The sequence below is a fragment of the Streptomyces sp. NBC_00690 genome, from assembly GCF_036226685.1.
In the GTDB taxonomy this organism is placed as follows: Bacteria; Actinomycetota; Actinomycetes; order Streptomycetales; family Streptomycetaceae; genus Streptomyces.
This window is the reverse complement of record NZ_CP109009.1, coordinates 2,105,764-2,129,662: the sequence shown is the minus strand read 5'-3', so window position 1 is coordinate 2,129,662 and position 23,899 is coordinate 2,105,764. Positions and strand designations below refer to the sequence as shown.

The 23,899-nt window shown below is 69.2% G+C and carries 19 protein-coding genes, 1 rRNA gene and 1 pseudogene; 15 read left to right on the top strand and 6 right to left on the bottom strand.

All coding sequences use genetic code 11. From position 1 onward, the window contains the following. Positions 1-100 precede the first annotated feature (100 nt). The 3 genes and pseudogenes from rrf to OID54_RS09390 all read left to right on the top strand — a co-directional run bounded on the left by rrf (position 101) and on the right by OID54_RS09390 (position 2,954). Positions 101-217, top strand: a 5S ribosomal RNA gene (gene rrf, locus OID54_RS09400). 955 nt (positions 218-1,172) lie between these two features. Further along, a pseudogene (locus OID54_RS09395) lies at positions 1,173-2,027 on the top strand (hypothetical protein); the annotation flags it as partial. Positions 2,028-2,117: 90 nt separating this feature from the next. Then, complete coding sequence (locus OID54_RS09390; protein WP_329027363.1) at positions 2,118-2,954, top strand: hypothetical protein; 837 nt, start codon at positions 2,118-2,120, stop codon at positions 2,952-2,954. A gap of 50 nt (positions 2,955-3,004) precedes the next feature. Here the strand turns inward: OID54_RS09390 and OID54_RS09385 are convergent, their stop codons facing one another. Continuing rightward, the gene (locus OID54_RS09385; RefSeq protein WP_329016723.1) at positions 3,005-4,285 is read right to left on the bottom strand and encodes a DUF1015 domain-containing protein; all 1,281 of its coding nucleotides are present in this window, start codon (positions 4,283-4,285) and stop codon (positions 3,005-3,007) included. Between the two features lie 71 nt (positions 4,286-4,356). On the opposite strand from OID54_RS09385, the gene OID54_RS09380 reads away from it, so the two are divergent. After that, on the top strand, positions 4,357-5,385 hold the full coding sequence (locus OID54_RS09380) for an HAD hydrolase-like protein (protein ID WP_329016722.1): 1,029 nt from the start codon (positions 4,357-4,359) through the stop codon (positions 5,383-5,385). 246 nt (positions 5,386-5,631) lie between these two features. Here the strand turns inward: OID54_RS09380 and OID54_RS09375 are convergent, their stop codons facing one another. Then, positions 5,632-6,627, bottom strand: coding sequence for an ABC transporter substrate-binding protein (locus OID54_RS09375; protein WP_329016720.1), 996 nt, complete (start codon positions 6,625-6,627; stop codon positions 5,632-5,634). Between the two features lie 152 nt (positions 6,628-6,779). On the opposite strand from OID54_RS09375, the gene OID54_RS09370 reads away from it, so the two are divergent. Genes OID54_RS09370 through OID54_RS09360 form a run of 3 tightly spaced genes read left to right on the top strand, consistent with a single transcriptional unit; the run spans position 6,780 to position 9,714 of the window. Further along, positions 6,780-7,760, top strand: a complete 981-nt coding sequence (locus OID54_RS09370; protein ID WP_329027361.1) for a FecCD family ABC transporter permease — start codon at positions 6,780-6,782, stop codon at positions 7,758-7,760. Then, positions 7,757-8,851 carry a FecCD family ABC transporter permease gene (locus OID54_RS09365; protein WP_329016718.1) on the top strand — a complete coding sequence of 365 codons (1,095 nt, stop codon included), beginning with the start codon at positions 7,757-7,759 and terminating at the stop codon, positions 8,849-8,851. The genes OID54_RS09370 and OID54_RS09365 overlap by 4 nt, the downstream gene beginning before the upstream one ends. Before the next feature lie 59 nt (positions 8,852-8,910). After that, positions 8,911-9,714, top strand: a complete 804-nt coding sequence (locus tag OID54_RS09360) for an ABC transporter ATP-binding protein (RefSeq protein WP_329016714.1) — start codon at positions 8,911-8,913, stop codon at positions 9,712-9,714. Positions 9,715-9,761: 47 nt separating this feature from the next. Here OID54_RS09360 and OID54_RS09355 read toward each other — a convergent pair whose 3' ends face one another. Beyond that, positions 9,762-10,115: an SCP2 sterol-binding domain-containing protein gene (locus OID54_RS09355; protein WP_329016711.1), complete on the bottom strand. Its 354-nt coding sequence runs from the start codon at positions 10,113-10,115 to the stop codon at positions 9,762-9,764. 42 nt (positions 10,116-10,157) lie between these two features. Here OID54_RS09355 and OID54_RS39170 point away from each other — a divergent pair, with 42 nt between their 5' ends. The 6 genes from OID54_RS39170 (at position 10,158) to OID54_RS09325 (ending at position 15,736) form a co-directional block, all read left to right on the top strand. After that, positions 10,158-10,583: a hypothetical protein gene (locus OID54_RS39170; protein ID WP_443055550.1), complete on the top strand. Its 426-nt coding sequence runs from the start codon at positions 10,158-10,160 to the stop codon at positions 10,581-10,583. A gap of 7 nt (positions 10,584-10,590) precedes the next feature. Then, positions 10,591-11,406, top strand: a complete 816-nt coding sequence (locus tag OID54_RS09345; protein WP_329016708.1) for a TlyA family RNA methyltransferase — start codon at positions 10,591-10,593, stop codon at positions 11,404-11,406. Beyond that, positions 11,403-12,323, top strand: coding sequence for an NAD kinase (locus OID54_RS09340; protein WP_329016705.1), 921 nt, complete (start codon positions 11,403-11,405; stop codon positions 12,321-12,323). The genes OID54_RS09345 and OID54_RS09340 overlap by 4 nt, the downstream gene beginning before the upstream one ends. 26 nt (positions 12,324-12,349) lie before the next feature. Next, positions 12,350-12,685, top strand: a complete 336-nt coding sequence (locus OID54_RS09335; RefSeq protein WP_329016700.1) for a hypothetical protein — start codon at positions 12,350-12,352, stop codon at positions 12,683-12,685. A 132-nt stretch (positions 12,686-12,817) separates the two neighbouring features. Next, entirely contained in the window at positions 12,818-14,560 is a 1,743-nt protein-coding gene (gene recN, locus OID54_RS09330; protein WP_329016698.1) for a DNA repair protein RecN, read from the top strand. Positions 14,561-14,662: 102 nt separating this feature from the next. Beyond that, positions 14,663-15,736, top strand: coding sequence for a glycosyltransferase family 4 protein (locus OID54_RS09325; RefSeq protein ID WP_329016695.1), 1,074 nt, complete (start codon positions 14,663-14,665; stop codon positions 15,734-15,736). Positions 15,737-15,821: 85 nt separating this feature from the next. On the opposite strand, the gene OID54_RS09320 is transcribed toward OID54_RS09325, so the two are convergent. The 3 genes from OID54_RS09320 to OID54_RS09310 form a co-directional block, all read right to left on the bottom strand. Then, positions 15,822-17,459: a PucR family transcriptional regulator gene (locus OID54_RS09320; RefSeq protein WP_329016692.1), complete on the bottom strand. Its 1,638-nt coding sequence runs from the start codon at positions 17,457-17,459 to the stop codon at positions 15,822-15,824. A gap of 138 nt (positions 17,460-17,597) precedes the next feature. Further along, positions 17,598-19,022, bottom strand: coding sequence for an FAD-binding oxidoreductase (locus tag OID54_RS09315; RefSeq protein WP_329016689.1), 1,425 nt, complete (start codon positions 19,020-19,022; stop codon positions 17,598-17,600). A 155-nt stretch (positions 19,023-19,177) separates the two neighbouring features. Next, positions 19,178-20,980 carry a glycoside hydrolase family 15 protein gene (locus tag OID54_RS09310; protein WP_329027358.1) on the bottom strand — a complete coding sequence of 601 codons (1,803 nt, stop codon included), beginning with the start codon at positions 20,978-20,980 and terminating at the stop codon, positions 19,178-19,180. 473 nt (positions 20,981-21,453) lie between these two features. On the opposite strand from OID54_RS09310, the gene OID54_RS09305 reads away from it, so the two are divergent. Together OID54_RS09305 and OID54_RS09300 are read left to right on the top strand one after the other, a co-directional pair. After that, entirely contained in the window at positions 21,454-23,112 is a 1,659-nt protein-coding gene (locus tag OID54_RS09305) for a CTP synthase (protein ID WP_329016686.1), read from the top strand. An 82-nt stretch (positions 23,113-23,194) separates the two neighbouring features. Beyond that, complete coding sequence (locus tag OID54_RS09300; RefSeq protein ID WP_329016682.1) at positions 23,195-23,839, top strand: NUDIX hydrolase; 645 nt, start codon at positions 23,195-23,197, stop codon at positions 23,837-23,839. Positions 23,840-23,899: the final 60 nt, after the last annotated feature.

Genomic DNA, 23,899 nt, shown 5'->3' with positions numbered 1-23,899 from the left:
GCTCGCGTCCACTGTGTTGGTTCTGAGGCAACGACTGTTGCTGTTTTGAGCAGAACGCCATAATTACAAAGTGTGCTTGTTCGCTCGAAACCGATAGGGTTTCGGTGGTCATAGCGTGAGGGAAACGCCCGGTTACATTTCGAACCCGGAAGCTAAGCCTTTCAGCGCCGATGGTACTGCAGGGGGGACCCTGTGGGAGAGTAGGACACCGCCGAACAATATTTCAGGACCCTTGGTCCAGCGTTCACGCTGGATCGAGGGTCCTTTTTGTTTTGTCTTTACCGAAGCGCGGCCGGTCGCCGGTTGCGCGAGAATGATTGCAGTACCTGCAGACAGGAGTCACGTCGATGTCCCCCAACTCTCCCGACGACCGATCAGAGCGCGAGCCACGTCGTAGGGACGGTGGCGACCGGGGCGGGTTCCGTCGTGACGACCGCGATCGTGCCCCCCGACGTGATGATGACCGCGGCGGGTACCGCGGCCCGCGCGATGACCGAGGACCGCGCCGAGACGATCGACGCGATGACCGTCCCGCGGGCGCCAGTGGTGGGTTCCGCCGAGACGATCGCGGTACCAGCGGTGGTTTCCGTCGTGATGATGATCGCGGTCCCCGTCGCGATGACCGCGGTGGTAGCGGTAGTGGCGGTAGTGGTGGTGGGTATCGCGGTCCTTCGGGTGACCGTGGTGGCCGGCCTACCAGTGGTGGTTTCCGTCGTGATGACGACCGCGGCCCTCGCCGTGATGACCGCAGTGGTGGTAGCAGCGGTGGTGGGTATCGCGGTCCTTCGGGTGACCGTGGTGGCCGACCTGCCAGCGGTGGTTTCCGTCGTGACGATGACCGTGGCCCTCGTCGCGATGACCGCAGTGGTGGTAGCAGCGGTGGTGGCTTCCGTCGGGATGAGCGGCGTGATGACCGTCCGGCGTTCCGTCGTGATGACGACCGCGGCCCTCGCCGCGATGACCGCAGTGGTAGCGGTAGTGGCGGTAGTGGTGGTGGGTATCGCGGTCCTTCGGGTGACCGTGGTGGCCGGCCTACCAGTGGTGGTTTCCGTCGTGACGATGACCGTGGTCCCCGTCGTGATGACCGCAGTGGTAGCGGTAGTGGCGGTAGTGGTGGTGGGTATCGCGGTCCTTCGGGTGACCGTGGTGGCCGGCCTACCAGTGGTGGTTTCCGTCGTGACGATGACCGTGGTCCCCGTCGTGATGACCGCGGTGGTAGCGGTAGCAGCGGTGGTGGGTTCCGTCGGGATGAGCGGCGTGATGATCGTCCGGCGTTCCGTCGTGATGATGACCGTGGTCCGCGCCGTGATGACCGCAGTGGTGGTAGCAGCGGTGGTGGGTATCGCGGTCCTTCGGGTGACCGTGGTGGCCGACCTGCCAGTGGTGGTTTCCGTCGCGATGACGACCGCGCCCCCCGTCGCGATGACCGCAGTGGTAGTGGCGGTGGCGGTGGGTTCCGTCGCGATGACCGTCCCAGTGGTGGTTTCCGTCGTGACGATGACCGTGGCCCTCGTCGTGATGACCGCGGTGGTAGCGGTAGCAGCGGTGGTGGGTTCCGTCGGGATGAGCGGCGTGATGATCGTCCGGCGTTCCGTCGTGATGATGATCGCGGCCCTCGCCGCGATGACCGCGGTGGTAGCGGTAGTGGTGGTAGTGGTGGTGGGTATCGCGGTCCTTCGGGTGACCGTGGTGGCCGGCCTACCAGTGGTGGTTTCCGTCGTGATGATGATCGCGGTCCCCGTCGCGATGACCGGGGTAGTGGTTCGTCGGGCGCTGGTGGTGGGTTCCGTCGGGATGAGCGGCGTGATGATCGTCCGGCGTTCCGTCGGGACGATGACCGTGGTCCGCGCCGTGATGACCGCAGTGGTGGTAGCAGCGGTGGTAGCAGCGGTGGCGGTTTCCGCCGCGATGACCGGCGTGACGACCGGGGTGGGCGTTCCGGTGGAGGCGGCTACGGGCGACGTGACGACCGTGGTGGCTCAGGGCGTCGCGATGATGGCGGTGGCTATGGCCGTCGCGATGACCGTGATCGCCCCGATCGGGAGCCGATCAAGCGCCTGCCCATCCCCGAGGACGTCACTGGCGATGAGATCGACCAGGACGTACGCCAGGAGCTGATGAGCCTGCCCAAGGGGCTGGCCGAAGAGGTCTCCAAGAACCTCGTCATGGTGGCCAAGCTGATCGATGAGGACCCCGAGCTCGCCTACGGGTACTCGAAGATCGCCCTGCGTCTGGCGTCCAGGGTGGCCGCGGTCCGTGAGGCCGCTGGATTCGCCGCGTACGCCACCCAGAGGTACACCGAAGCGCTCGCGGAGTTCCGTGCGGCGCGACGGATGACCGGTGGGGTGGAGCTGTGGCCGGTGATGGCTGACTGCGAGCGCGGTCTGGGCCGTCCCGAGCGAGCTTTGGCGATGGCCGGTGAGGCCGAGGTCCAGAAGCTCGACAAGGCGGGTCAGGTGGAGATGCGTCTCGTCGCGGCCGGTGCTCGTCGTGACATGGACCAGCTTGAGGCCGCGATCGTGACCTTGCAGAGCCCCGAGCTGGCCTCCCACTCCGTACAGCCCTGGACCGCGCGGCTGCGTTACGCGTACGCCGATGCACTGTTGGCTGCCGGACGTGAGGGTGAGGCGCGCGAGTGGTTCGCCAAGGCGCTGGAGGCCGACAAGGACGGTGTCACCGATGCGTCGGACCGGTTGGCCGAGATGGATGGTGTGGAGTTCGTCGACGCCATCGATGTTGACGGTGACGACAGCGACCACACCGACGCCCATGACGCCGAGAGTTCTTCCGAGGCCGACGAGACGTCGACCGAAGAGGACGACGAGGACGAAGGCGATGAGGAAGACGGCGAGGACGGTGACGGCGGTGAGAGTGACGACGTGCCCGCGCCGGACCTGGCGGATGAGGTAGTGGACGACGTGGATGTCGCCGACGAGGGTGACGAGCGTCCGTAGCCACTGACGGAGAAAGCAAAGGGGCGGCACCTTGAGGTGCCGCCCCTTTGTCAGTTCTCGGTGAGGCGTCTGAGCACCAACCCCGTCGCGGGCTTGGGCCCGAACGACGTCGACTTGCGGGGCATCATCACGCCCTCGCGTGCCAGCTCGCGTACGACTTCCTCTGCCACCGGGTGCATCACGACCGCAGTGCTTAGGGTGCGCTCCGCCTGCTCGACCGCCGTGGCGGTCTCATGGATGTAGGAGATGTGTTCCGGTGTGTCCGGGATGCTCCAGAGGTGATCGAGGAGCGTGGAGTGGACGACGGTCGCGTCCAGCTCCCGCCAGGCGGTGGGACGGTCGTGGGGGACCGTGCGCGCGAGCAGTTCCGGTTCCGGACGGTCGACGAGGTGGAAGGCTCCGTCGCCGGCGAGCAGGAACGCATTTCCGTCCGCCGCAGCCATGGCCAGGGTCTCCAGCGCCTCAGGGAGCGGTACTGAAAGGCGTTGGACGCGGAACGCGCCGTCGAGCGCGGCCAGGGCCCGGGCGACCGGGAAGCGGTGCAGCAGCCGGTGAATCGCGCGCACCTGGAGGGGGTAGCGGGCCATGTCGATCAAGAGGACCAGGCCGTAGCCCCAGGGCCCGGGGTCGGGATGTTCGGCGCGTAGTTTGAGGTAGGTCGCCCAGCGGTGATGTCCGTCCGCGATCAGGGCCTGTCGCTCGGTGAGATCGGCGTGGACGGCGGCCAGGTCGGCAGGGTCGGTCACTGACCAGAGCCGGTGGCTGAAGCCGTCTTCCGTGGTGGTGGCCAGCAGAGGGGGGCGCTGCACGGTCTGCTCGATGATGGCCGTCGCGCCGGTCGCGGCCCCTGTGCCGCGGTAGGTGAGGAGCAAGGGTTCCAGGTTGGCTCCCGTGGCCCGCATCAGGGCGGCACGGTCAGCAACGATGTCGGGCATCACGTCCTCGTGGGGGAGGACGGTGCCTTCCGACGGTTCGGAGAGCGCGAGCGCACCGATGACGCCGCGCTGGAGGACGTCACCCCGGCGCTGTTCGTACACGTAGAGGGCGGGCTCCGGGTCCTGGGCGAGGACGCCTTCGGCTTCCCAACGGGCGAGGGTGTCGGCTGCTTGGCGGTGGCGTGCCGCGGGGGTCGTGGCCTGCGGCAGGATCAGCCGGACGATGTTGTACGGGTCCGCGGATTCCAGGTGGTGCAGCCCGTCCGGCCTGACGACGACGTCGTACGGGGGCGAGGTCACCGCCGCGAGGGAGCCGACCCGCTCGGCGGCGTACCGCAGTCCGCGGAAGGGGAGCAGACGCAGACCGTCGTTGGTCGCGGGACCTTCGCTGTTCATTCGTGCATCGTATGCGTGGAGTGTGATGAGCGATGATCGGGGGAGTGACGCCGATCGAGGGGCAGAGTCGAATGAGTCAGCGGAGCAGGACCGGCCCGAGTGGCAGTGTGACGGCGCTGAGCGAGGCGTACGACACCGCTCTGTTGGACCTGGACGGTGTGGTGTACGCCGGTGGCGAGGCGATCGACCACGCGGTTGACTCGCTTCTGGTGGCGCAGCGGGGCGGGATGCGGTTGGCGTACGTGACGAACAATGCGCTCCGGCCGCCCGATGTGGTCGCGGCGCACCTTCGGGAGTTGGGGCTGTCCGCTGTGGCCGATGACGTGATCAATTCGGCGCAGGCGGTTGCCCGGCTGATCTCCGAGCAGGTGCCCGCCGGCTCTCGTGTGCTGGTCATCGGCGGCGAGGGACTGCGGGTCGCGCTGCGCGAACGGGGTCTGGAGCCGGTGGATTCGGCCGATGACGACCCTGCCGCGGTGGTGCAGGGGTACGGGGGGCCCGAGCTGCCCTGGGGTCGGTTCGCGGAGGCGTGCTACGCGATTGCGCGCGGTGTGCCGTGGTTCGCGTCCAACACGGATCTCACGATTCCCAGTGGGCGGGGGATCGCCCCGGGCAACGGGGCTGCGGTCGAGGTGGTGCGGATCGCCACCGGTGCGGAGCCGCAGGTGGCGGGCAAGCCGTTGCCGCCCATGCACCGGGAGACGATTCTGCGGACGGGGGCGCGGAAGCCCCTGGTGGTGGGCGACCGGCTGGACACCGACATCGAAGGCGCCTTCAACGGTGCGGTGGACTCGCTCCTGGTGCTCACCGGGGTGACTGACGCCGCACAGTTGCTGGTGGCGAGGCCCGAGCACCGGCCGACGTATGTCGACGCCGATCTGCGCGGGCTGCTCATCGGCCAGCCCGAAGTGTCGCCGGTCGGGGAGGCGTTCGCCTGCTCGGAGTGGACCGCGGCCGTGCGGGACGGTGAACTCGTGCTGGACGGTGACGGCGATGTCCTGGACGGCCTGCGAGCGTTGTGCGCGGCGGCCTGGAGCCGGGCGGGTGACGGTGTGTTCGATGGGGGGACGGCGAAGGCGCTGGCCCGGCTGGGGCTGTAGGGGCGTCGTCGTCCGTTGCGTTTGCCGGAGCCGAAGTCGGAGCCGGATGCTGCGGGTCGGAGTCGGAGTCGGAGCCGCGGGTTGTGCTCCGGCCCGAGTTGGGACCCGGAAATCTGACGTGTTGGGCGGTCGTCATTCGTGCCATGCCCTCTCCCCGGCCCGGCCACGGGCGAACCGGGGTCGTGGCCGGGGGAGGACATGGCAATGATGAAGGGGACGAACAGAGTGAGCTGAAGGGTGCTTCGGCTACGGAGTCAGCTTTTTCGACCGGGTGATGGCGGCGGCGAGTTGCTCCAGAACGGGCGCGAAACCGGCGTAGCTGTAGCGCTCCTCCATGGACCAGGGCACGGTCTGGCCAGCCTTGATGGCGGGGAGTCCGGCCCAGGTCGGCTTCTTCAGCAGGTCCGCGGCAGGCAGGGCGCTGGAGCGGTTGTCGATCATGATGAGATCGGCGTGGTACTTGTCGGCGTTCTCCCAGCTGAGGAACTCCCAGAAGCCCCACTCATCGCTCTTCTTGCCCTCGATTATCTCCACGCCGAGGTCCTTGAAGTAGTTCAGGTCGCAGTAGGAGTCGGGTACGGCCGCGTACAACTGCTCGCTGTCGCCGCTCATGGCGAGGACCTTGAGTCCGGGGTTGGCGGCTGCCGCCTTGCGCACGGCTGCCTCTGCGGCCTTGAAGCGCGCCTTGGCCTGGGTGACCTGCGCGGACTTAAGGTCGCCGCCGAGGGCCTCGGCCAACTCCTCGTACCGGCGCAGTGGTTCGAGGAGGGACTTGTGGGCGCCCGCGATACCGATCGAAGGTGCCACCGATTCGATCTTCTTCACGCTCTCCTCGGGTACGAACCAGAGGGCGGGCGGCGGGAACATGTTGCTGATCAGCAGATCGGGCTGGAGCGCCGTGTACTTCTCGATGCTGAACTCGCCCCATGCCTCGCCGAGGCTCGTCGTCTTGGAGACATCGAGGTTTCCGGCCTGGGGGTTGGGCTTGCCGTTCACCGGCTTGCTCGGGCCGAAGACGCCCTTGCACTCAACTCCGTAGTCGTAGAGCGCGGCGGCGGTGCTGATGTAGGCGACGAGGGTCTGCGGCTTCTGTGCGGTTTTGACGACCTTGCCGCGGTCGTCCTTGAAGCTCCAGGAGCCGCCGCCCTTGGTCGAGGAGGACTTGTCGTCCTCTCCGCAGGCGGTGAGGAGGGCTCCGATGCCCAGCGCGCCGGCGGAGGCGAGGAGACGGCGACGAGACATGGGCGAGTTAGACATGCGTTGTCTTTCGATGGGGATGTCAGCAAGCGAGCGAATTGATTGAGAGGGTAGGCTAACCTAACCTTGTGTTGGTCGACAGTCCCCCTGGCGGCGCGAAGAAGATAGCCGCGCCCGAACCACGAAATCGCCATGCCATGCGTGCCGTAGGGCTGCTCGCATCCCTGGGCGTACTGGTGTTGGTCTGTCTTGCGAGCGTCGCCGTCGGCGCGAAGCCGATTCCGATCGCCGCTGTGTGGGACGGTCTCTTCGACAGTACGGGCGGTGAGCACGGGGTGCTCATCCGCGAAGTGCGCGTACCTCGGACCCTCTTGGGGTTGATCGTGGGGGTGGCGCTCGGGCTCGCCGGAGCCGTGATGCAGGCCCTCACCCGCAACCCCCTGGCCGAACCCGGACTCCTCGGTGTCAATGCGGGGGCGTCCGCTGCCGTCGTCTCCGCGATCAGCTTCCTCGGTGTGACCTCCTTTACCGGCTATGTCTGGTTCGCCTTCGTCGGGGCGGCCGTGGTCTCGGTGATCGTCTACATCCTCGGCGGAAGTCGCAGCGCTACACCCGTACGGCTCGCCCTCGCTGGAACGGCCGCCACGGCGGCCCTCTACGGGTACGTCAACGCCGTACAACTCCTGGACTCGGCCGCGCTCGATCGACTCCGGTTCTGGACGGTCGGTTCGCTGGCCTCCGCCGATATGTCGATCATCGGCAAGGTGCTGCCGTTCATCGGCCTCGGTGCGCTGCTCGCCCTCGGGCTGGCCCGCTCGCTCAACGCGATGGAACTCGGCGATGACACCGCCCGCTCGCTCGGAGCTCACCTCGGGCGCACCCGCGCCATCGCCATGCTGAGCGTCACCCTGCTGTGCGGAGCGGCGACCGCGGCGTGCGGGCCCATCATCTTCGTCGGGCTGATGATCCCGCACCTGGTCCGCGCCATCACCGGGCCGGACATGCGGTGGGTCCTCCCGTACGCGGCCGTACTCGCCCCCGTGCTCCTGTTGGGTGCCGATGTGATCGGGCGGGTCGTCACCCGCCCCGGAGAGCTCCAGGTCGGGATCGTCACCGCGGTGATCGGCGGACCCGTCTTCATTCAACTCGTCCGTCGCAAGAAGCTGGCCCAGCTATGAGCAAGGTGACAGCGGTGCCCACCGCGACAACAACGGGCGACCCCCACCGGACCACGGGTTCGGTGAAGGCCGTGCGCACCGCGGGCGGCCTCTCCGTACGTGCCGACGCCCGGGCGATCCTGGTCGTCGTGCTGCTGCTCGTCGCCGCCTTCGGGGCGGGTGTGGTCCTGATCGGCAGCGGGGACTTCCCGATCTCGGCGGCCGATGTGATCGCCACTCTGCTGGGCAACGGCTCGGCCGCCCACGAGTTCATCATCATGGACCTGCGGCTGCCGCGGGTCATCGTCGGGCTCCTCGTCGGGGCCTGCCTTGGCCTCAGCGGCACGATCTTCCAGTCCCTCTCGCGCAACCCGTTGGGCAGCCCCGACGTCATCGGGTTCGGTCAGGGCGCCGCCGTCGGCGCGCTCGTCGTGATCGTGCTCTTCCAGGGCAGCGCCGTCGCCGTGGCCGGCGGAGCCATCATCGGTGGTCTCACCACCGGAGTCGTGATCTACCTCCTGGCGTGGAAGCGCGGGATCCACGGATACCGGTTGGTTCTCGTCGGCATCGGCGCCGCCGCCGTACTGACCGCCGTCAACCACTACCTCCTCACCAAGGCGAGCCTGGTGGACGCGGCCCGCGCCGTGTTGTGGATCACCGGCTCGCTCGATGGGCGCGATTGGGAGCAGGTCTGGCCGCTGTTGGTGTCGACGCTCATCCTGGTGCCGCTGGTGGCCGCGTATGCGCGTCCCCTGCGGATGCTGGAGATGGGCGACGACGCCGCCTACGCCCTCGGCGTTCCGGTGGAACGCGCCCGCCTCGTCCTCATGGGGGCGGGTGTCCTGCTGATGGCCTTCGCCACTTCCGCAGCGGGCCCCATCGCCTTCGTGGCGCTCAGCGCCCCCCAACTCGCCCGGAGGCTGACCCGCTCCCCGGGGCCCAACCTGGCCGCCGCTGCGGCGATGGGTGCCGCACTGCTGCTGACCGCCGATCTGGTCGCCACCTCGGCCTTCGGTGACCGGCAACTTCCCGTGGGTGTGGTGACGGCGGTTCTGGGCGGCTGCTATCTGTTGTGGCTGCTGGTCGCCGAGCGGCGGGCGGGACGCGTATGAGTCCCGCAGACCCCGGCAGGCCCGCCCGTACAACGCATCATCGATCCAGGAGTACCACCATGCAGCGTCTCACTGCGGAATCCGTCACCCTCGGCTATGACCAGCGGATCATCGCCGAGAACCTGTCGGTCGACATACCGGACAACTCCTTCACCGTGATCGTCGGGCCCAACGCCTGCGGCAAGTCCACCCTGCTCCGCGCGCTCTCCCGGATGCTCAAGCCCAGCCAGGGCCGGGTGCTGCTGGACGGCCAGGTCATCCACTCCATGCCGGCGAAGAAGGTGGCCAAGACGCTGGGGTTGCTCCCCCAGTCCTCGATCGCCCCCGACGGGATCACCGTCGCCGATCTTGTCGCCCGTGGCCGCTACCCCCACCAGGGACTCCTGCGCCAGTGGTCGCCCGAGGACGAACGCATCGTGCAGGAGTCGATGGAGGCCACCGGCGTCGGTGAACTGGCCGAGCGGTACGTCGACGAACTCTCCGGTGGTCAGCGCCAGCGCGTCTGGATCGCCATGGCGCTCGCCCAGCAGACCCCGCTGCTGCTCCTGGACGAGCCGACGACCTTCCTCGACATCCAGCACCAACTCGAAGTGCTCGACCTGTGCGCCGAACTCCACGAGAACCAGGGGCGCACCCTCGTCGCGGTACTCCACGACCTCAACCAGGCGGCCCGCTACGCCACTCACCTCATTGCGCTGCACAACGGCAAGGTCGTTGCCGAAGGCGCCCCGTCGGATGTCGTGACCGCCGAGTTGGTGGAGACCGTCTTCCAGGTCAGGAGTCAGGTCATCGAAGACCCTGAGTCCGGCACTCCGCTGGTGGTGCCCGTCGCCCGCAGGCGTGCGCCTGCGAAGACCCTCTGAAGCCGCCCCGGGCCGCTGACCGGGAGTTGCTTCACCGACTGACGCGCCTAGAGCAGGGTCCTCAGCCGCAGCAGATCGCGGAACCCGGCTTCCAGGGAAACCCGGCCGGAAGCCCACGCCTTCGCGAAGTTGAGCCGTCCCTCAACCAGGGCCACGAGATCGTCACCCGTCATCGCCAACCGGATCTGGGCCTTGTCGCGCGGTGGGCCGGCCAGTGTGTCCGTGACCTCGATCCGGCCGTCCTGGAGACGGCCGACGAACGTGGTGTCCAAGTCCCGGATGTGGCAGCTGAGGGAGCGGTTGAGCGCAGCCGCGCCCCGGGCGCTGCTGTCGTCATCCGCCTGCGCGAGATTGTCACTGAGTTTTTTGAGCGCGCTGCGGCACTCTTCCGTCGTCGCCATCAGGAGCGACGGTACCGCAGCGCTTCGCGGTAGCGTCTGGGCATGAGCGACTTGATCCCGGACCCCACCGACCGCCCGCCGCGGGTGCGCACCGCGGCAGGAGCAGGCGTGGGGCCGGGCAGCCATGAACCGCTCGCGGCACCCAATGGGAGCCCGCAGAGTGAGTCGCCGACCGTTCCCGCCGAGACCGAGACCGAGACCGAGGCCGTGACTGGTACCGGTACTGGGATCGGCGATCCGGCCGTGCCCGCTCCGATCGGCGTCCCCCGGACGCCCACCGGCAACACCGCCGTGGACGCGGTCCTGGAGCGATTGGCCGACGCCGACCACCTGCCGGCGGAGGGACACCTCGCGGTGTACGAGGATGTACACCGCGGTCTACGGGACACACTGACCGCACTCGACACACCACAACCGGGGTCCTTCGCACCCGGACCGCAGTCACCCCCGTACGACCACAGGAGCTGAACCGCACGTGGCAGGAGTCGCCCGCCGCCGTCTCGACGCCGAACTGGTACGCCGCAAACTCGCGCGCTCACGCGAGCACGCCAGCCAGTTGATCGCCGCAGGGCGGGTCACCGTCGGCGGAAACACCGCGACCAAACCCGCCACTCAGGTCGAGACCAGTGCCGCCGTCGTGGTGACCGACGACGACAGCGACCCCGACTACGTCTCGCGGGGCGGCCACAAACTGGCGGGCGCCCTCGCGGCCTTCATGCCCCAAGGGCTGACGGTGGAGGGGCGCCGCGCGTTGGACGCCGGAGCCTCGACCGGAGGATTCACGGATGTACTGCTGCGTACGGGTGCGGACCATGTGGTGGCCGTCGACGTCGGGTACGGGCAACTCGCCTGGTCGCTCCAGAGCGATGAACGCGTCACGGTCAAGGACCGGACGAATGTGCGCGAACTGACCCTGGAGGCGATCGACGACACCCCGGTGGACCTGGTCGTCGGCGATCTGTCGTTCATCCCGCTCGGGCTCGTCCTGCCCGCACTGGTTCGCTGCACCGCCCCCGGCGCCGATCTCGTCCTCATGGTCAAGCCCCAATTCGAGGTGGGCAAGGACCGGCTCGGCACCGGCGGAGTCGTCCGCAGCCCCGAACTGCGCAAGGAAACCGTGCTCGCCGTCGCCGGCCGGGCCGCCGAACTGGGTCTCGGTGTGCTCGGAGTCACCGCCAGTCCACTGCCCGGACCCTCCGGAAACGTCGAATACTTTCTCTGGCTCCGGGCCGGCGCGCCCAGCGTCGATCCGGCCGATGTCGATCGTGCCGTGGCGGAAGGACCTCGTTGACCACAACAGCAGCAACCACCCAACGCACCGTTTTCCTGCTCGCACACACGGGGCGCCCCGCCGCCATCCGCAGTGCCGAACTCGTCGTCCAAGGGCTGCTGCGCAACGGCCTGAGCGTGCGCGTGCTCGCAGTGGAGGCCGCCGACCTACCCCTGCCCTCCGCCGTCGAGACGTTCCCCACCGCGACCCCTGACGCCCTGGACGGTTGTGAACTGCTCATCGTCCTGGGCGGCGACGGCACCCTGCTGCGCGGTGCCGAGTTCGCCCGCGCCTCCGGGGTCCCCATGCTCGGCGTCAACCTGGGCCGGGTCGGCTTCCTCGCCGAAGCCGAACGCGACGACCTCGACCAGGTCGTCGACCGCGTCGTCAGCAGGGCGTACGAGGTCGAGGAGAGGATGACCGTCGACGTCGTGGTGCACCGCAACGGCGACATAGTGCACCGGGACTGGGCGCTCAACGAAGCCGCCGTGCAGAAGGTGTCCCCGGACCGGATCCTCGAAGTCGTGCTGGAGATCGACGGCAGACCGGTGACCGCTTTCGGTTGCGACGGCATCGTGTGCGCGACCCCGACCGGTTCCACCGCGTACGCCTTCTCCGCCGGCGGCCCGGTGGTCTGGCCCGAGGTGGAAGCGCTGCTGATGGTTCCCATCAGTGCCCATGCACTCTTCGCCAAACCGCTCGTCACCTCACCCGACTCGGTCCTCGCGGTCGAGGTGCAGCCCCACACCCCGCACGGTGTGCTCTGGTGCGACGGGCGCCGAACCGTGGATCTGCCGCCGGGGGCCAGGGTCGAGGTGCGCCGCGGGGCGGTGCCCGTTCGACTGGCGCGCCTTCACCACGCGTCGTTCACGGACCGTCTGGTGGCCAAGTTCGCCCTCCCCACCTCAGGCTGGCGGGGCGCACCCCCCGCCCACTGACCTGCTCTCCTCACTCGATTCACTCGATGCGGAGCACAACGACGACGACCGCGGAGAACACCGTGGGCACGGCGCCGAAGACCGTCAGCGCCGCTGTTCACCGCGCATGGCTCACGATCCCGGGGTGGGCAGCCAATGCCGGGTTCTCCGGGTCGTACGTCATCTCCACCGTGCCCCGGGTGGTCAAGCTCGTGGTCCGACGGCGCCCGGACGGACACCATCGAACGGATGTGCTGGAACGGTGCGTCGTCGACCGCGATGAGTTCGAGCGGCTGAACGCCCTCTGCCGCGTACGGGTCCGAGGACGGGAGCGATCCGCGGTTCCCCAACCATGCTCCCGCGGCCATGACCCGTTCGTCTGAGGGCGTGCTCGACGTGGATCGGGGCGCAATCGGGGCATATGGGGACGTGCTAGAGGTTGGGCGTCCCTCGTACATGGTCGTGGTGGGCGATGTCGGGTGGGTCCGCGTCGCGCCCCCGGGGCGAAACCTCGTATGGTCGTGTCCGTGTTGGAGGAGATGAGGATACGGTCGCTCGGGGTCATCGACGACGCTGTCGTCGAGCTGTCGCCCGGCTTCACCGCGGTGACCGGTGAGACAGGCGCGGGCAAGACCATGGTCGTCACCAGTCTCGGGCTGCTGCTCGGCGGACGGGCAGACCCCGCACTGGTGCGGCTCGGTGCCAAGTCCGCGGTCGTGGAGGGACGCATCGGGGTGCGCCCCGGTGGGGCCGCGGCGCTGCGTGCGGAGGAAGCCGGCGCCGAACTCGACGAGGGCACCCTCCTCATCAGCAGGACCGTGTCGGCCGAGGGGCGCTCCCGCGCCCACATCGGCGGCCGTTCCGTGCCCGTCGGAGTTCTGGCCGAACTCGCCGACGAACTCGTCGCCGTCCACGGCCAGACCGATCAACAGGGACTCCTTCGTCCGTCCCGGCAGCGCGAGGCGCTCGACCGCTACGCGGGCGCCGCGGTCAGCGAGCCCCTCGCCCAGTACTCCACCGCCTACCGTCGACTGCGCGCCCTCTCCACCGAGCTCGACGAACTGACCACCCGTGCTCGTGAACGGGCCCAGGAAGCGGATCTGCTGCGCTTCGGGTTGGACGAGATCGCCTCGGTCGAGCCCCGTGCCGGCGAGGACCGCGAGCTCGCCACCGAGGCCGAACGGCTGGGGCACGCCGAAGCGCTCGCCTCGGCGGCCACCGTCGCGCACACCGCACTCGTGGGCAACCCCGAAGACCCCGAGGGTGTCGACGCCACCACCCTCGTCGCCGGCGCCGGGCGAGCCCTGGACACCGTGCGCTCCCACGATCCGGCGCTCGCCGGCCTCGCCGACCGGATCGGCGAGATCTCGATCCTGCTCAGCGATGTCGCGGGCGAACTCGCCGGGTACGCCGACCGGCTGGACGCCGATCCCCGAAGGCTGGCCGCAGTCGAGGAGCGGAGGGCGACACTGACCGCGCTCACCCGCAAGTACGGCGAGAACATCGACCTCGTACTGACCTGGGCCGAGGAGGGGGCGACCCGGCTGACGGAACTCGACGGTGACGACGACCGGATCGGCGAACTCACCGTCGAGCGCGATCTGGTGCGCGCCGAACTCTCCGGGCTCGCCCAGGCGTTGACCGACGCCCGCACCAAGGCCGCCGCCACCTTCGCCGACGCCGTCACGGCCGAACTGGCGTCGCTGGCCATGCCCCACGCCAGGGTGTCCTTCGCGATCCGGCAGAGCGAGACCGAGGGCGGCATCGAGGTGAGCGGTCGTACGGTGACGTACGGCCCGCACGGCGCGGATGAGGTGGAACTGCTGCTCGCGCCGCACCCGGGCGCGCCGCCGAGGCCCATCGCCAAGGGGGCGTCCGGTGGTGAACTGTCGCGCGTCATGCTCGCCGTCGAAGTCGTCTTCGCCGGCACCGACCCCGTTCCGACCTATCTCTTCGACGAGGTCGACGCCGGTGTGGGCGGTAAGGCGGCGGTCGAGATCGGCCGGCGGCTGGCCAAACTCGCGAAGACGGCGCAGGTCGTCGTCGTCACCCACCTGCCACAGGTCGCGGCGTTCGCGGACCGTCAACTGCTGGTGGAGAAGACCCACGACGGTTCCGTCACCCGAAGCGGCGTGACGGTCCTCGAAGGGGAGGACCGGGTCCGTGAACTCTCCCGGATGCTGGCGGGCCAGGAGGACTCACAGACCGCCCGGGCCCACGCCGAGGAACTGTTGGCGGCGGCGCGCGGTGAGTCATAGGCCGCTCCATTCACCCATGTGAGTGATCCCGTACCCACGAAGCCGCACTCCGCGTACAGAGACGGTGCCGGAACGTGCGTACGGGCTGGCATTCTTGGGCAAGTGACACAGCTGCGTACGGTCCAGGTGTTGGGCGGCGGCAGCGCGGGCAGCAGCGCGCACGTCCGATCACTGGCCGCGGGGCTGGTGGCTCGGGGTGTGCAGGTGACCGTGTGCGCCCCGGCCGAACTGAACCACCTCTACGACTTCCCCGGCACCGGGGTCCACTTCGCGTCGCTGCCCCGGCGCGCCGCTCCGACGACCGTCGGCACGCTCCGCGAGATCTTCGCCGAAGCCGATCTGGTGCATGCCCACGGGCTGCACGCGGCCACCCGCGCGGCCCTGGCCCTGCACGGGCGACCCGTGCCGCTCGTCGTCACCTGGCACACCCGTGGCCAGCACGGTGGCGCCCGCGGACACGTGCTGCGGCTGATGGAACGCAAGGCGGCCCGGGCGGCGGCCGTCGTCCTGGGCACCTGCTCCGAACTCGTGGACCGGGCCCGTCACCACGGCGCCCGCGACGCCCGGCTCGCGCCCGCCTCGCTGCCCGCACCGCGCGGCTGCTCCTGTGCGGCCGAGGGACGTGCCAGGGCGGAGCTGGGGGTCGCCGACCGACCGTTGATCATGGCGGTGGGCAGTCTGGATCCCCATCGCGGATACGAGACGCTGTTGGACGCGGCCCGTCTCTGGCAGGACCTGGACCCGGTGCCCCTGGTCGTGATCGCGGGGGAGGGGCCGCAGCGGGAGCCCCTTCAGCAGCGCATCGAGGCGGAGGCCCTGCCCGTTCGGCTGGTGGGCCGCAGGGACGACATCAGCGACCTCCTCGCAGCGGCGGACATCGCCGTGCTGCCCAGCCGATGGGAGGCTCGCTCCGTCCTCGCCCAGGAGGCACTGCGACTGGGAGTGCCCCTGGTGGCCACGGCGGTCGGTGGGGTGCCCGAACTCGTGGGTGCCGCCGCCGAACTCATCCCCTACGGCGATGCGCCGGCGCTTTCGGACGCGGTGACCCGACTGTTGATGGATGCGACGCGCCGCGGGGAACTGGCCAGGGCGGGCCGGGTGCAGGCGTCGACCTGGCAGACGGAGGACGAAACGGTGGCGCAGGTGCTGAGCGTGTACGACGAGTTGCTCTCCTGAGCCCGGAGCTGCTGCCCGCCGGTGAGCCGATGGAGCCGGGCATCGGCAAGGTGGGGGCGGCAGCGCCAGGGGCCATCCTGCCGTGTCACCCCGCGTGACGACGGGCCCGCAGGGCGAGCCCCAGCGCCAGGACCGTCTGTGGGTCGTCCAGGTCCGTACCCAGGAGCTCCGAGATGCGGGCCAGACGGTTGTAGAGCGTCTGACGGTTCAGATGCAGTTCGCGCGCCGTCTCGGCCTTGCGCCCCGCATGGGCCAGATAGCTCTCCAGGGTGGGGAGCAGCGGCGGACGCGAGGTCGCGTCATGGTCCCGCAAGGGGCCGATGGTGCGTTCCACGAAGGCAGCGAGGTCGGGGTGGTCCCGCAGTCGCCACAGAAGCAGGTCCGTGTCGAGGCGGCGGGCGTCGTACCAGGGACGGTCGGTGAGGCCCTGTGCGGCGGTCGCGGTCTCGGCGGCGTGGCGCAGTCCGGCGGAGGCGGCGGCCCAGCCGCCGGCGACGCCCACGACCACGACGGGCGGATGTGCCCCCGCACGCTCCAGACCGGCCCGTTCCACACCGGCTCGCAGGGCGGTTGCCACCCGGTCGGCGACGAGGGACCGTTCGGACGGCGTCCTCAGCGCCACGAGCAGCGGGACCCGTCCTTCGATGGGGCGTACGCCGAGCAGTACGGGGACCCCGACCGCCGACAGTTCCTCCAGCACCGCCCGGGCGAGCAGTGCCCAGTTGCCGGACGGTGCGAGGTCCGAGGCCATGCGCATGACGACGGGCATCAGGGCGCTGTCGCCGGGCTTGAAGCCGAGGACCCTCGCCTGGGCCGGGGCCGCGTCGGCGGAGATCCGCCCTTCCGCAAGGTCGGTGAGGAAGTCGCCGCGTCCGCGGGCGGCCAACTCCTCCTCCTGTTTGGCCTGCATCAGGACGACGGCAAGCAGTCCGGCCGCCCGTTCGGCGGCCATGCGGTGCACGGTCAGCAGGGGTGACCCGACGGCGGGCAGGACCAGTCGGGCGCGTACGGCAGCGGCGCCCTGCCCACCGCCCGGTACGTCCACCACGACGGTTCCGGCGGGCGGCGACTCGCGGGCGGCCCGCTGACCGCGCACCCCTTCCCAGACCTGGAGCGGGTCCGCGCCGCTCGGCCCCGTGCCGGGGCCGGCCGCGTAGAGCAACTGCCCGTCCGGGGTCTCCAGGAAGATGGGGTTGGCGGTGAAGTCGGCGAGGATCCGCAGGACCTGGGGGACCCCGCCGCCGCCGAGGAGGACTTCGGTACAGCGCCGGTGCACCTCTTCGGCGCGGCGCAGCAGGGCGTAGTGCCCGTTGACGATCTCGGTGTGGATCTCCTCGGTGACGGTGACGAACGGGACTTCCCGGTGCAGTTGGACCAGGGGCAGTCCGGCTGCGCGTGCGGTGTCGACGATCGCCGAGGGGAGTCTGCTGAAGCGGGGGCCGAGTTCCACCACGAGCGCGGCGATCCTGCGTTCGGCCAGTTGACGCACGAAGGCCCGCTGTTCGGCGGGGCGGGTGCCGATGCCGATGCCGGTGGTGAGCAGGAGTTCACCGCCCTTGAGGAGCGAGGCGATGTTGGGGACCTCGCCCGTGTGTACCCAGCGCACGGTGCGCTGGAGCCGTTCCGCTCCAGCGACGATCTCCGGCAGCCCGGACCGCAGCCCGGGCAGTTCAAGCGCCCGTCGCACGGTGATGCCGCCCTGGGGCTCGCCTTGGGTCTCCACAGATGTGCCGCCTCGTTGCTTCCTCGGTCCGTACGGGTCTTCCCCATCGGCTTCGGACGCTACCCGGGCGGGGGCATTCCCGTACAACCCGGGCCCCACCGCCCGGTCAGGGACAGGCGGTGGTGAGGGTGGAGGGGCTCAGGCAGCGACAGCGGAGGGTGACGCCGTCGGCTTGATGTTGTGATTGAGCCGGAAGACGTTGTCCGGGTCGTAGGCGGCCTTGACCGCGACCAGTCGCCGGTAGTTCTCCTCGCCGAAGGACGCCACGACCCGTTCCTGACCCTCGTACCCGATGAAGTTCAGATAGACCGATCCGGCCGACCAGGGTTCCATCTCGCCGCGGACCCCGCGGACCCATCGGCGGGTGCGGTCGTCGTCGGACGCGTCCTCCCAGACGCCGAACGGGTGCACCGCCCAGGGCGAGGTGCGCCAGGGCACCGGGTAGTCGCCTACCTCGTCGGAGGTGTCCGGGCCGCGGGCGACCGCGCCGCCCATCGGGAACATGATGTGCTGCGACCCCGTCGGTACGGGCATGGCGCCGGCCAGCTCGCAGAAGGTGGTGACGGCGTCGTCGGGGAAGCCGCCCAGGTACTCGGCCGACCAGTAGTTCCGCATCCCCGGGGGGTCGTCCAGCATGCACTGGAGATCGGCGTAGGGGATGTCGGAGATGACCTCGCTCTCGTGCGGAAGTGCGATCAGGGGTGCCGCGAGCTCGCGGATCTCGGCCTCCGTGCCCGTGTGCGTGACGAGGACCCCGCAGACCAGACGACCCACTAGGTCCTCGGGCACGAACGGCTCGGGCGGTCCGCTCAGGTAGATCACGGCGCCGCCGATGGAATCGGGCGCGGTGTCCACGAAGTCGCGGAAGGCGCGAACGGCCTCGGGTCCGTCCTCGGGGAGGAAGAGGAGGAGGGCCATGGAGAACGCGGGCAGGGGATGCAGGGCGAGGGTGAGCGAGGTGGCCACGCCGAAGTTCCCGCCCCCGCCGTGGAGGGCCCAGAAGAGTTCGGGGTGTTCGTCGGCGCTGGTGTGGACGGTGCGGCCGTCGGCCGTCACCACTTCGGCGGCGAGCAGGTTGTCGCAGGCGAGCCCGAACTTCCGCTCCAACCAGCCCGATCCGCCACCGAGGGTGAAGCCCCCGACACCGGTCGTGGACGCCCGGCCGCCGGTGGTCGCGAGTCGGTGGGGCTGGGTGGCGCGGTCCAGCTGGCTCATGGTGGCGCCGCCGCCGATTCGGGCGGTGAGTGCCTTGGGGTCGACGCTGACCTCGTGGAGGTGTCGTAGGTCGATGACCAGTCCGCCGTCGTTGACGGCCATTCCGGCGACGCTGTGGCCGCCGCCGCGCACCGCGATGGCCAGATCGTGATTGCGACCGAACCGGACGGCGTGGGAGACGTCGGTCGGATCGTGGCACTGGACGATGACGGCGGGATGCCGATCGATCATTCCGTTGAAGACGGTGCGGGCCTCGTCGTACCCGGCGTCGCCGGGGACGATGGCCTCGCCTGTCAGTTGCTGGCGAAGACTTCTGAGCGAGGTCTCCGCCACGCCTTGGGGCGCCATGGTGTGCCCCCTTCCGAGGGCGCTACGAGACCTTCCCATCGTAAGCCCGAAGGGCGGGGACCGATCGGTTGAACGGTCCCCGCCCGGGGTCGGTCGGCGGTGCGCGGTCCCTGCCAGCGGACTGCCAGCAGACCGCCGGGGGATTCAGGGGGGTGTCAGCCCCCGTACGCCCCGGAGGCTGTCAGCCGCAGTGCCGTGTCGATCAGCGGGACATGGCTGAACGCCTGCGGGAAGTTCCCGACCTGCCGCTGGTGCTTGGAGTCCCATTCCTCGGCGAGGAGGCCGAGGTCGTTGCGGAGGGAGAGGAGCTTCTCGAAGAGCTTGCGCGCCTCGTCGACCCTTCCGATCATCGCGAGGTCGTCCGCGAGCCAGAAGGAGCAGGCGAGGAATGCGCCCTCGTCACCCGCGAGACCGTCGACGCCGGCGTCAGCGCCCGCGGTCGGGTAGCGCAGCACGAAGCCGTCCTCCGTGGACAGCTCGCGCTGGATGGCCTCGATGGTGCCGATGACCCGCTTGTCATCGGGCGGTAGGAAGCCCATCTGCGGGATGAGGAGCAGCGAGGCGTCCAGTTCCTTGGAACCGTAGGACTGCGTGAACGTGTTGCGTTCGGGGTCGTACCCCTTGTCGCAGACATCGCGGTGGATGTCCTCGCGCAGTTGCCTCCACCGCTCCACCGGCCCGTCCGCGTCGCCCGACTCGATCAGCTTGATCGTCCGGTCGACGGCGACCCACGCCATCACCTTGGAGTGCACGAAGTGGCGCCGCGGTCCGCGGACCTCCCAGATGCCCTCGTCCGGCTCCGTCCAGTGGTCCTCCAGGTACTGGATCAGCTTGAGCTGGAGCAGCGAGGCGTAGTCGTTGCGTGCCAGACCCGTCATATGGGCCAGGTGCAGCGCCTCGGTGACCTCTCCATAGACGTCGAGCTGGAGCTGATGGGCGGCTCCGTTGCCGACGCGTACCGGGGTGGAGTTCTCGTACCCGGGCAGCCAGTCAAGCTCGGCTTCACCGAGCTCGCGCTCGCCGGCGATGCCGTACATGATCTGGAGGTTCTCCGGGTCGCCCGCGACCGCGCGCAGCAGCCATTCCCGCCACGCCCTCGCCTCCTCCCGGTATCCGGTGCGCAGCAGCGAGGACAGCGTGATCGCCGCGTCCCGGAGCCAGGTGTACCGGTAGTCCCAGTTCCGTACGCCGCCGATCTCCTCGGGCAGGGAGGTGGTCGGGGCGGCGACGATCCCGCCGGTGGGTGCGTAGGTCAGCGCCTTGAGCGTGATCAGCGAGCGGACGACGGCCTCGCGGTAGGGGCCGTGGTACGTACAGTGCTCCACCCATTCGCGCCAGAAGTCCGCGGTCGCCGTCAGCGACGCCTCGGGCTCAGGGAGCGCGGGCGGGGTGCGGTGCGAGGGCTGCCAGCTGATGGTGAAGGCCACCCGCTCGCCCGGTCCGACGGTGAAGTCGGAGTAGGTCGTCAGATCCTCTCCGTAGGTCTCCATGTCGGTGTCCAACCAGACCGAGTCCGGTCCGGCGACCGCAACGGTGCGTCCGTCGACCTTGTGCACCCAGGGGGTGATCCGGCCGTAGCTGAAGCGCATCCGCAGGGCCGAACGCATCTTGACCCGTCCGCTGACGCCCTCCACGATCCTGATCAGCTGGGGCGCGCCGTCGCGAGGCGGCATGAAGTCGATCACGCGGACCGTGCCGCGCGGGGTGTCCCACTCCGATTCCAGGATCAGGGAGTCACCGCGATAGCGGCGCCGGTCGGCGGCCGGTGGTTCCTCGTTCTTGGAGTGGGCCGGGCCCAGTCTCCAAAAGCCGTGTTCCTCGGTCCCGAGGAGTCCGGCAAAAACAGCGTGCGAGTCGAAACGGGGCAGGCACAGCCAGTCGGCAGTGCCGTCCCGGCAGACCAGCGCAGCTGTCTGCATGTCCCCGATGAGTGCGTAATCCTCGATGCGCCCGGCCACGTGCATCTCCAGTCGAACGGCCACGTCCGCCCCGTGGGGCGCTTGCTGCTGCGGTCAAGGGTGGTTGACGAGCAGAAGGCTTACGGGTTGACGTGCGGGATGTCGCTTGTGGCCTGTCCCACGTCGCCCACTGCCGCCCTGCTCGATGCGCTTAGCGCGCCCTTTTGCATCGCTCGGCAGAGCGAGTGTCCGAGCAGGATACGACGCACCGAAGACGTCCGCGTGGCGATCTCGACAACGCGACTACGCCGAACGGGTGAGCCATGGGTGATCCTCTGTTGAGGGAGGTGCGCAAGTGGGTGCGCGTGGCCGGAAGCAGTCTCCCGCGGTCGCTGATACCCTGGTACCCCGTGGACCGGTGGCCGGCCTGTGCAACATCAGGAGCCCCGCAACCGCAGCGACGGCACTCCCCGAACAGCTGGGACGCCGGTACGCACACTTCACCTCGCGACCACGGGAGCCCCCTCTTGGCGATGCCGACACGATCCTTGTCATCCGTGACGACCAAGCACATCTTCGTCACCGGGGGTGTCGCCTCCTCCCTCGGCAAGGGCCTCACGGCCTCCAGCCTGGGTGCGCTGCTGAAGGCGCGGGGACTGCGGGTCACCATGCAGAAGCTCGACCCCTATCTGAACGTCGACCCCGGAACGATGAACCCGTTCCAGCACGGCGAGGTGTTCGTCACCAACGACGGCGCCGAGACCGACCTCGACATCGGCCACTACGAGCGCTTCCTCGACGTCGATCTCGACGGGTCGGCCAACGTCACCACCGGCCAGGTCTACTCCCAGGTGATCGCCAAGGAGCGGCGCGGCGAGTACCTCGGCGACACCGTCCAGGTCATCCCGCACATCACCAACGAGATCAAGCACCGCATCCGTCGGATGGCGACCGACGACGTCGACGTCGTGATCACCGAGGTCGGTGGCACGGTGGGCGATATCGAGTCACTGCCGTTCCTGGAGACCGTCCGTCAGGTCCGCCACGAGGTCGGCCGGGACAACGTCTTCGTCGTCCACATCTCCCTGCTGCCGTACATCGGCCCGTCCGGTGAGCTGAAGACCAAGCCCACGCAGCACTCCGTCGCCGCGCTGCGCAACATCGGTATCCAGCCAGATGCGATCGTGCTGCGCGCGGACCGTGAGGTGCCGATCGCCATCAAGCGCAAGATCTCGCTGATGTGCGACGTGGACGAGGCGGCGGTCATCGCCTGCCCCGACGCTCCCTCCATCTACGACATCCCCAAGGTCATCCACACCGAGGGCCTCGACGCCTATGTGGTCCGCAAGCTCGACCTGCCCTTCCGCGACGTGGACTGGACGACCTGGGCCGATCTGCTGGACCGGGTGCACAACCCCGACCACGAGGTCAAGATCGCCCTGGTCGGCAAGTACATCGACCTGCCCGACGCCTATCTCTCGGTGACCGAGGCGCTGCGCGCCGGAGGCTTCGCCAACAAGGCCCGCGTCAAGGTCAAGTGGGTCCCCTCCGACGAGTGCAAGACCCCGGCCGGAGCCAAGGGCCAACTGTCCGACGTGGACGGGATCTGCATCCCCGGTGGTTTCGGCGACCGCGGCGTCAGCGGCAAGGTCGGCGCCATCCAGTACGCCCGTGAGAACAAGATCCCGCTGCTCGGGCTCTGTCTGGGTCTCCAGTGCATCGTCATCGAGGCCGCCCGCAACCTCGCGGAGATTCCCGACGCCAACTCCACCGAGTTCGAACCGACGACCGCCCACCCGGTGATCTCCACCATGGAGGAGCAGTTGGCCTATGTGGAGGGCGCGGGCGACCTCGGCGGCACCATGCGGCTCGGCCTCTACCCGGCCAAGCTCGCCGAAGGCTCGATCGTCCGGGAGGTCTACGACGACCAGCCCTACGTCGAGGAGCGCCACCGCCACCGCTACGAGGTGAACAACGCCTACCGCGCCGAACTGGAGAAGAAGGCGGGCATCGTCTTCTCCGGGACCAGCCCGGACAACAAGCTGGTCGAGTACGTCGAGTACCCGCGCGAGACGCACCCCTATCTGGTCGCCACCCAGGCCCATCCGGAGCTGCGGTCCCGGCCGACCCGTCCGCACCCGCTCTTCGCCGGTCTGGTGAAGGCCGCCGTGGAGCGTCAGTCGGGCGAATAGAGCACAGGCATTACCGTTGACCGGGGTGGAGATCCCTATGAGATCTCCACCCCGGTTTCCGTTTGCGGGAGGGCAAAGACACATGCACAGCGCCGACAGCGCCAGGAGCATCGAGGACATCGCCGAGGAATGGCAGGTGACCGCGACCGAGGTCCCGTTCCAGGGCAAGAAGACCAGCGTCCGCACCGACGAGGTGGTCATGCCCGACGGCTCGGTCGTCCGCCGGGACTACCAGGTGCATCCCGGGTCGGTCGCCGTCCTCGCCCTCGACGCCGAGGACCGGGTCGTCGTGCTGCGCCAGTACCGGCACCCCGTGCGGCAACGGCTGTGGGAGATCCCGGCCGGACTGCTCGACGTGCCAGGGGAGAACCCGCTGCACGCCGCACAGCGCGAGCTCTACGAAGAGGCGCACATCAAGGCCGAGCAGTGGTGGGTGCTGACCGACGTGTACACGACCCCCGGCGGTTGTGACGAAGCCGTCCGGATCTTCCTCGCCCGTGATCTGTCGGAAGCCGAGGGCCAGCGCTTCGAGGTCAGTGAAGAAGAGGCGGACATGGAGCTCGCCCGGGTGCCGCTCCCGGAGCTGGTGCACGGTGCGCTCGCCGGCCGGTTGCACAACAACTGCCTGGTGGTGGGGGTGCTGGCGGTCGCCGCAGCGCTGTCGGCGGGACTGGACACGCTCCGCCCGGCGGACGCCCCTTGGCCCGCGCGCCCCTTCGACGCCTGACCCGACCTGGGCCCTTCGCGGCGTGTCCGCTCTCGTACCCGTACGGGAGCAGACGTCCGA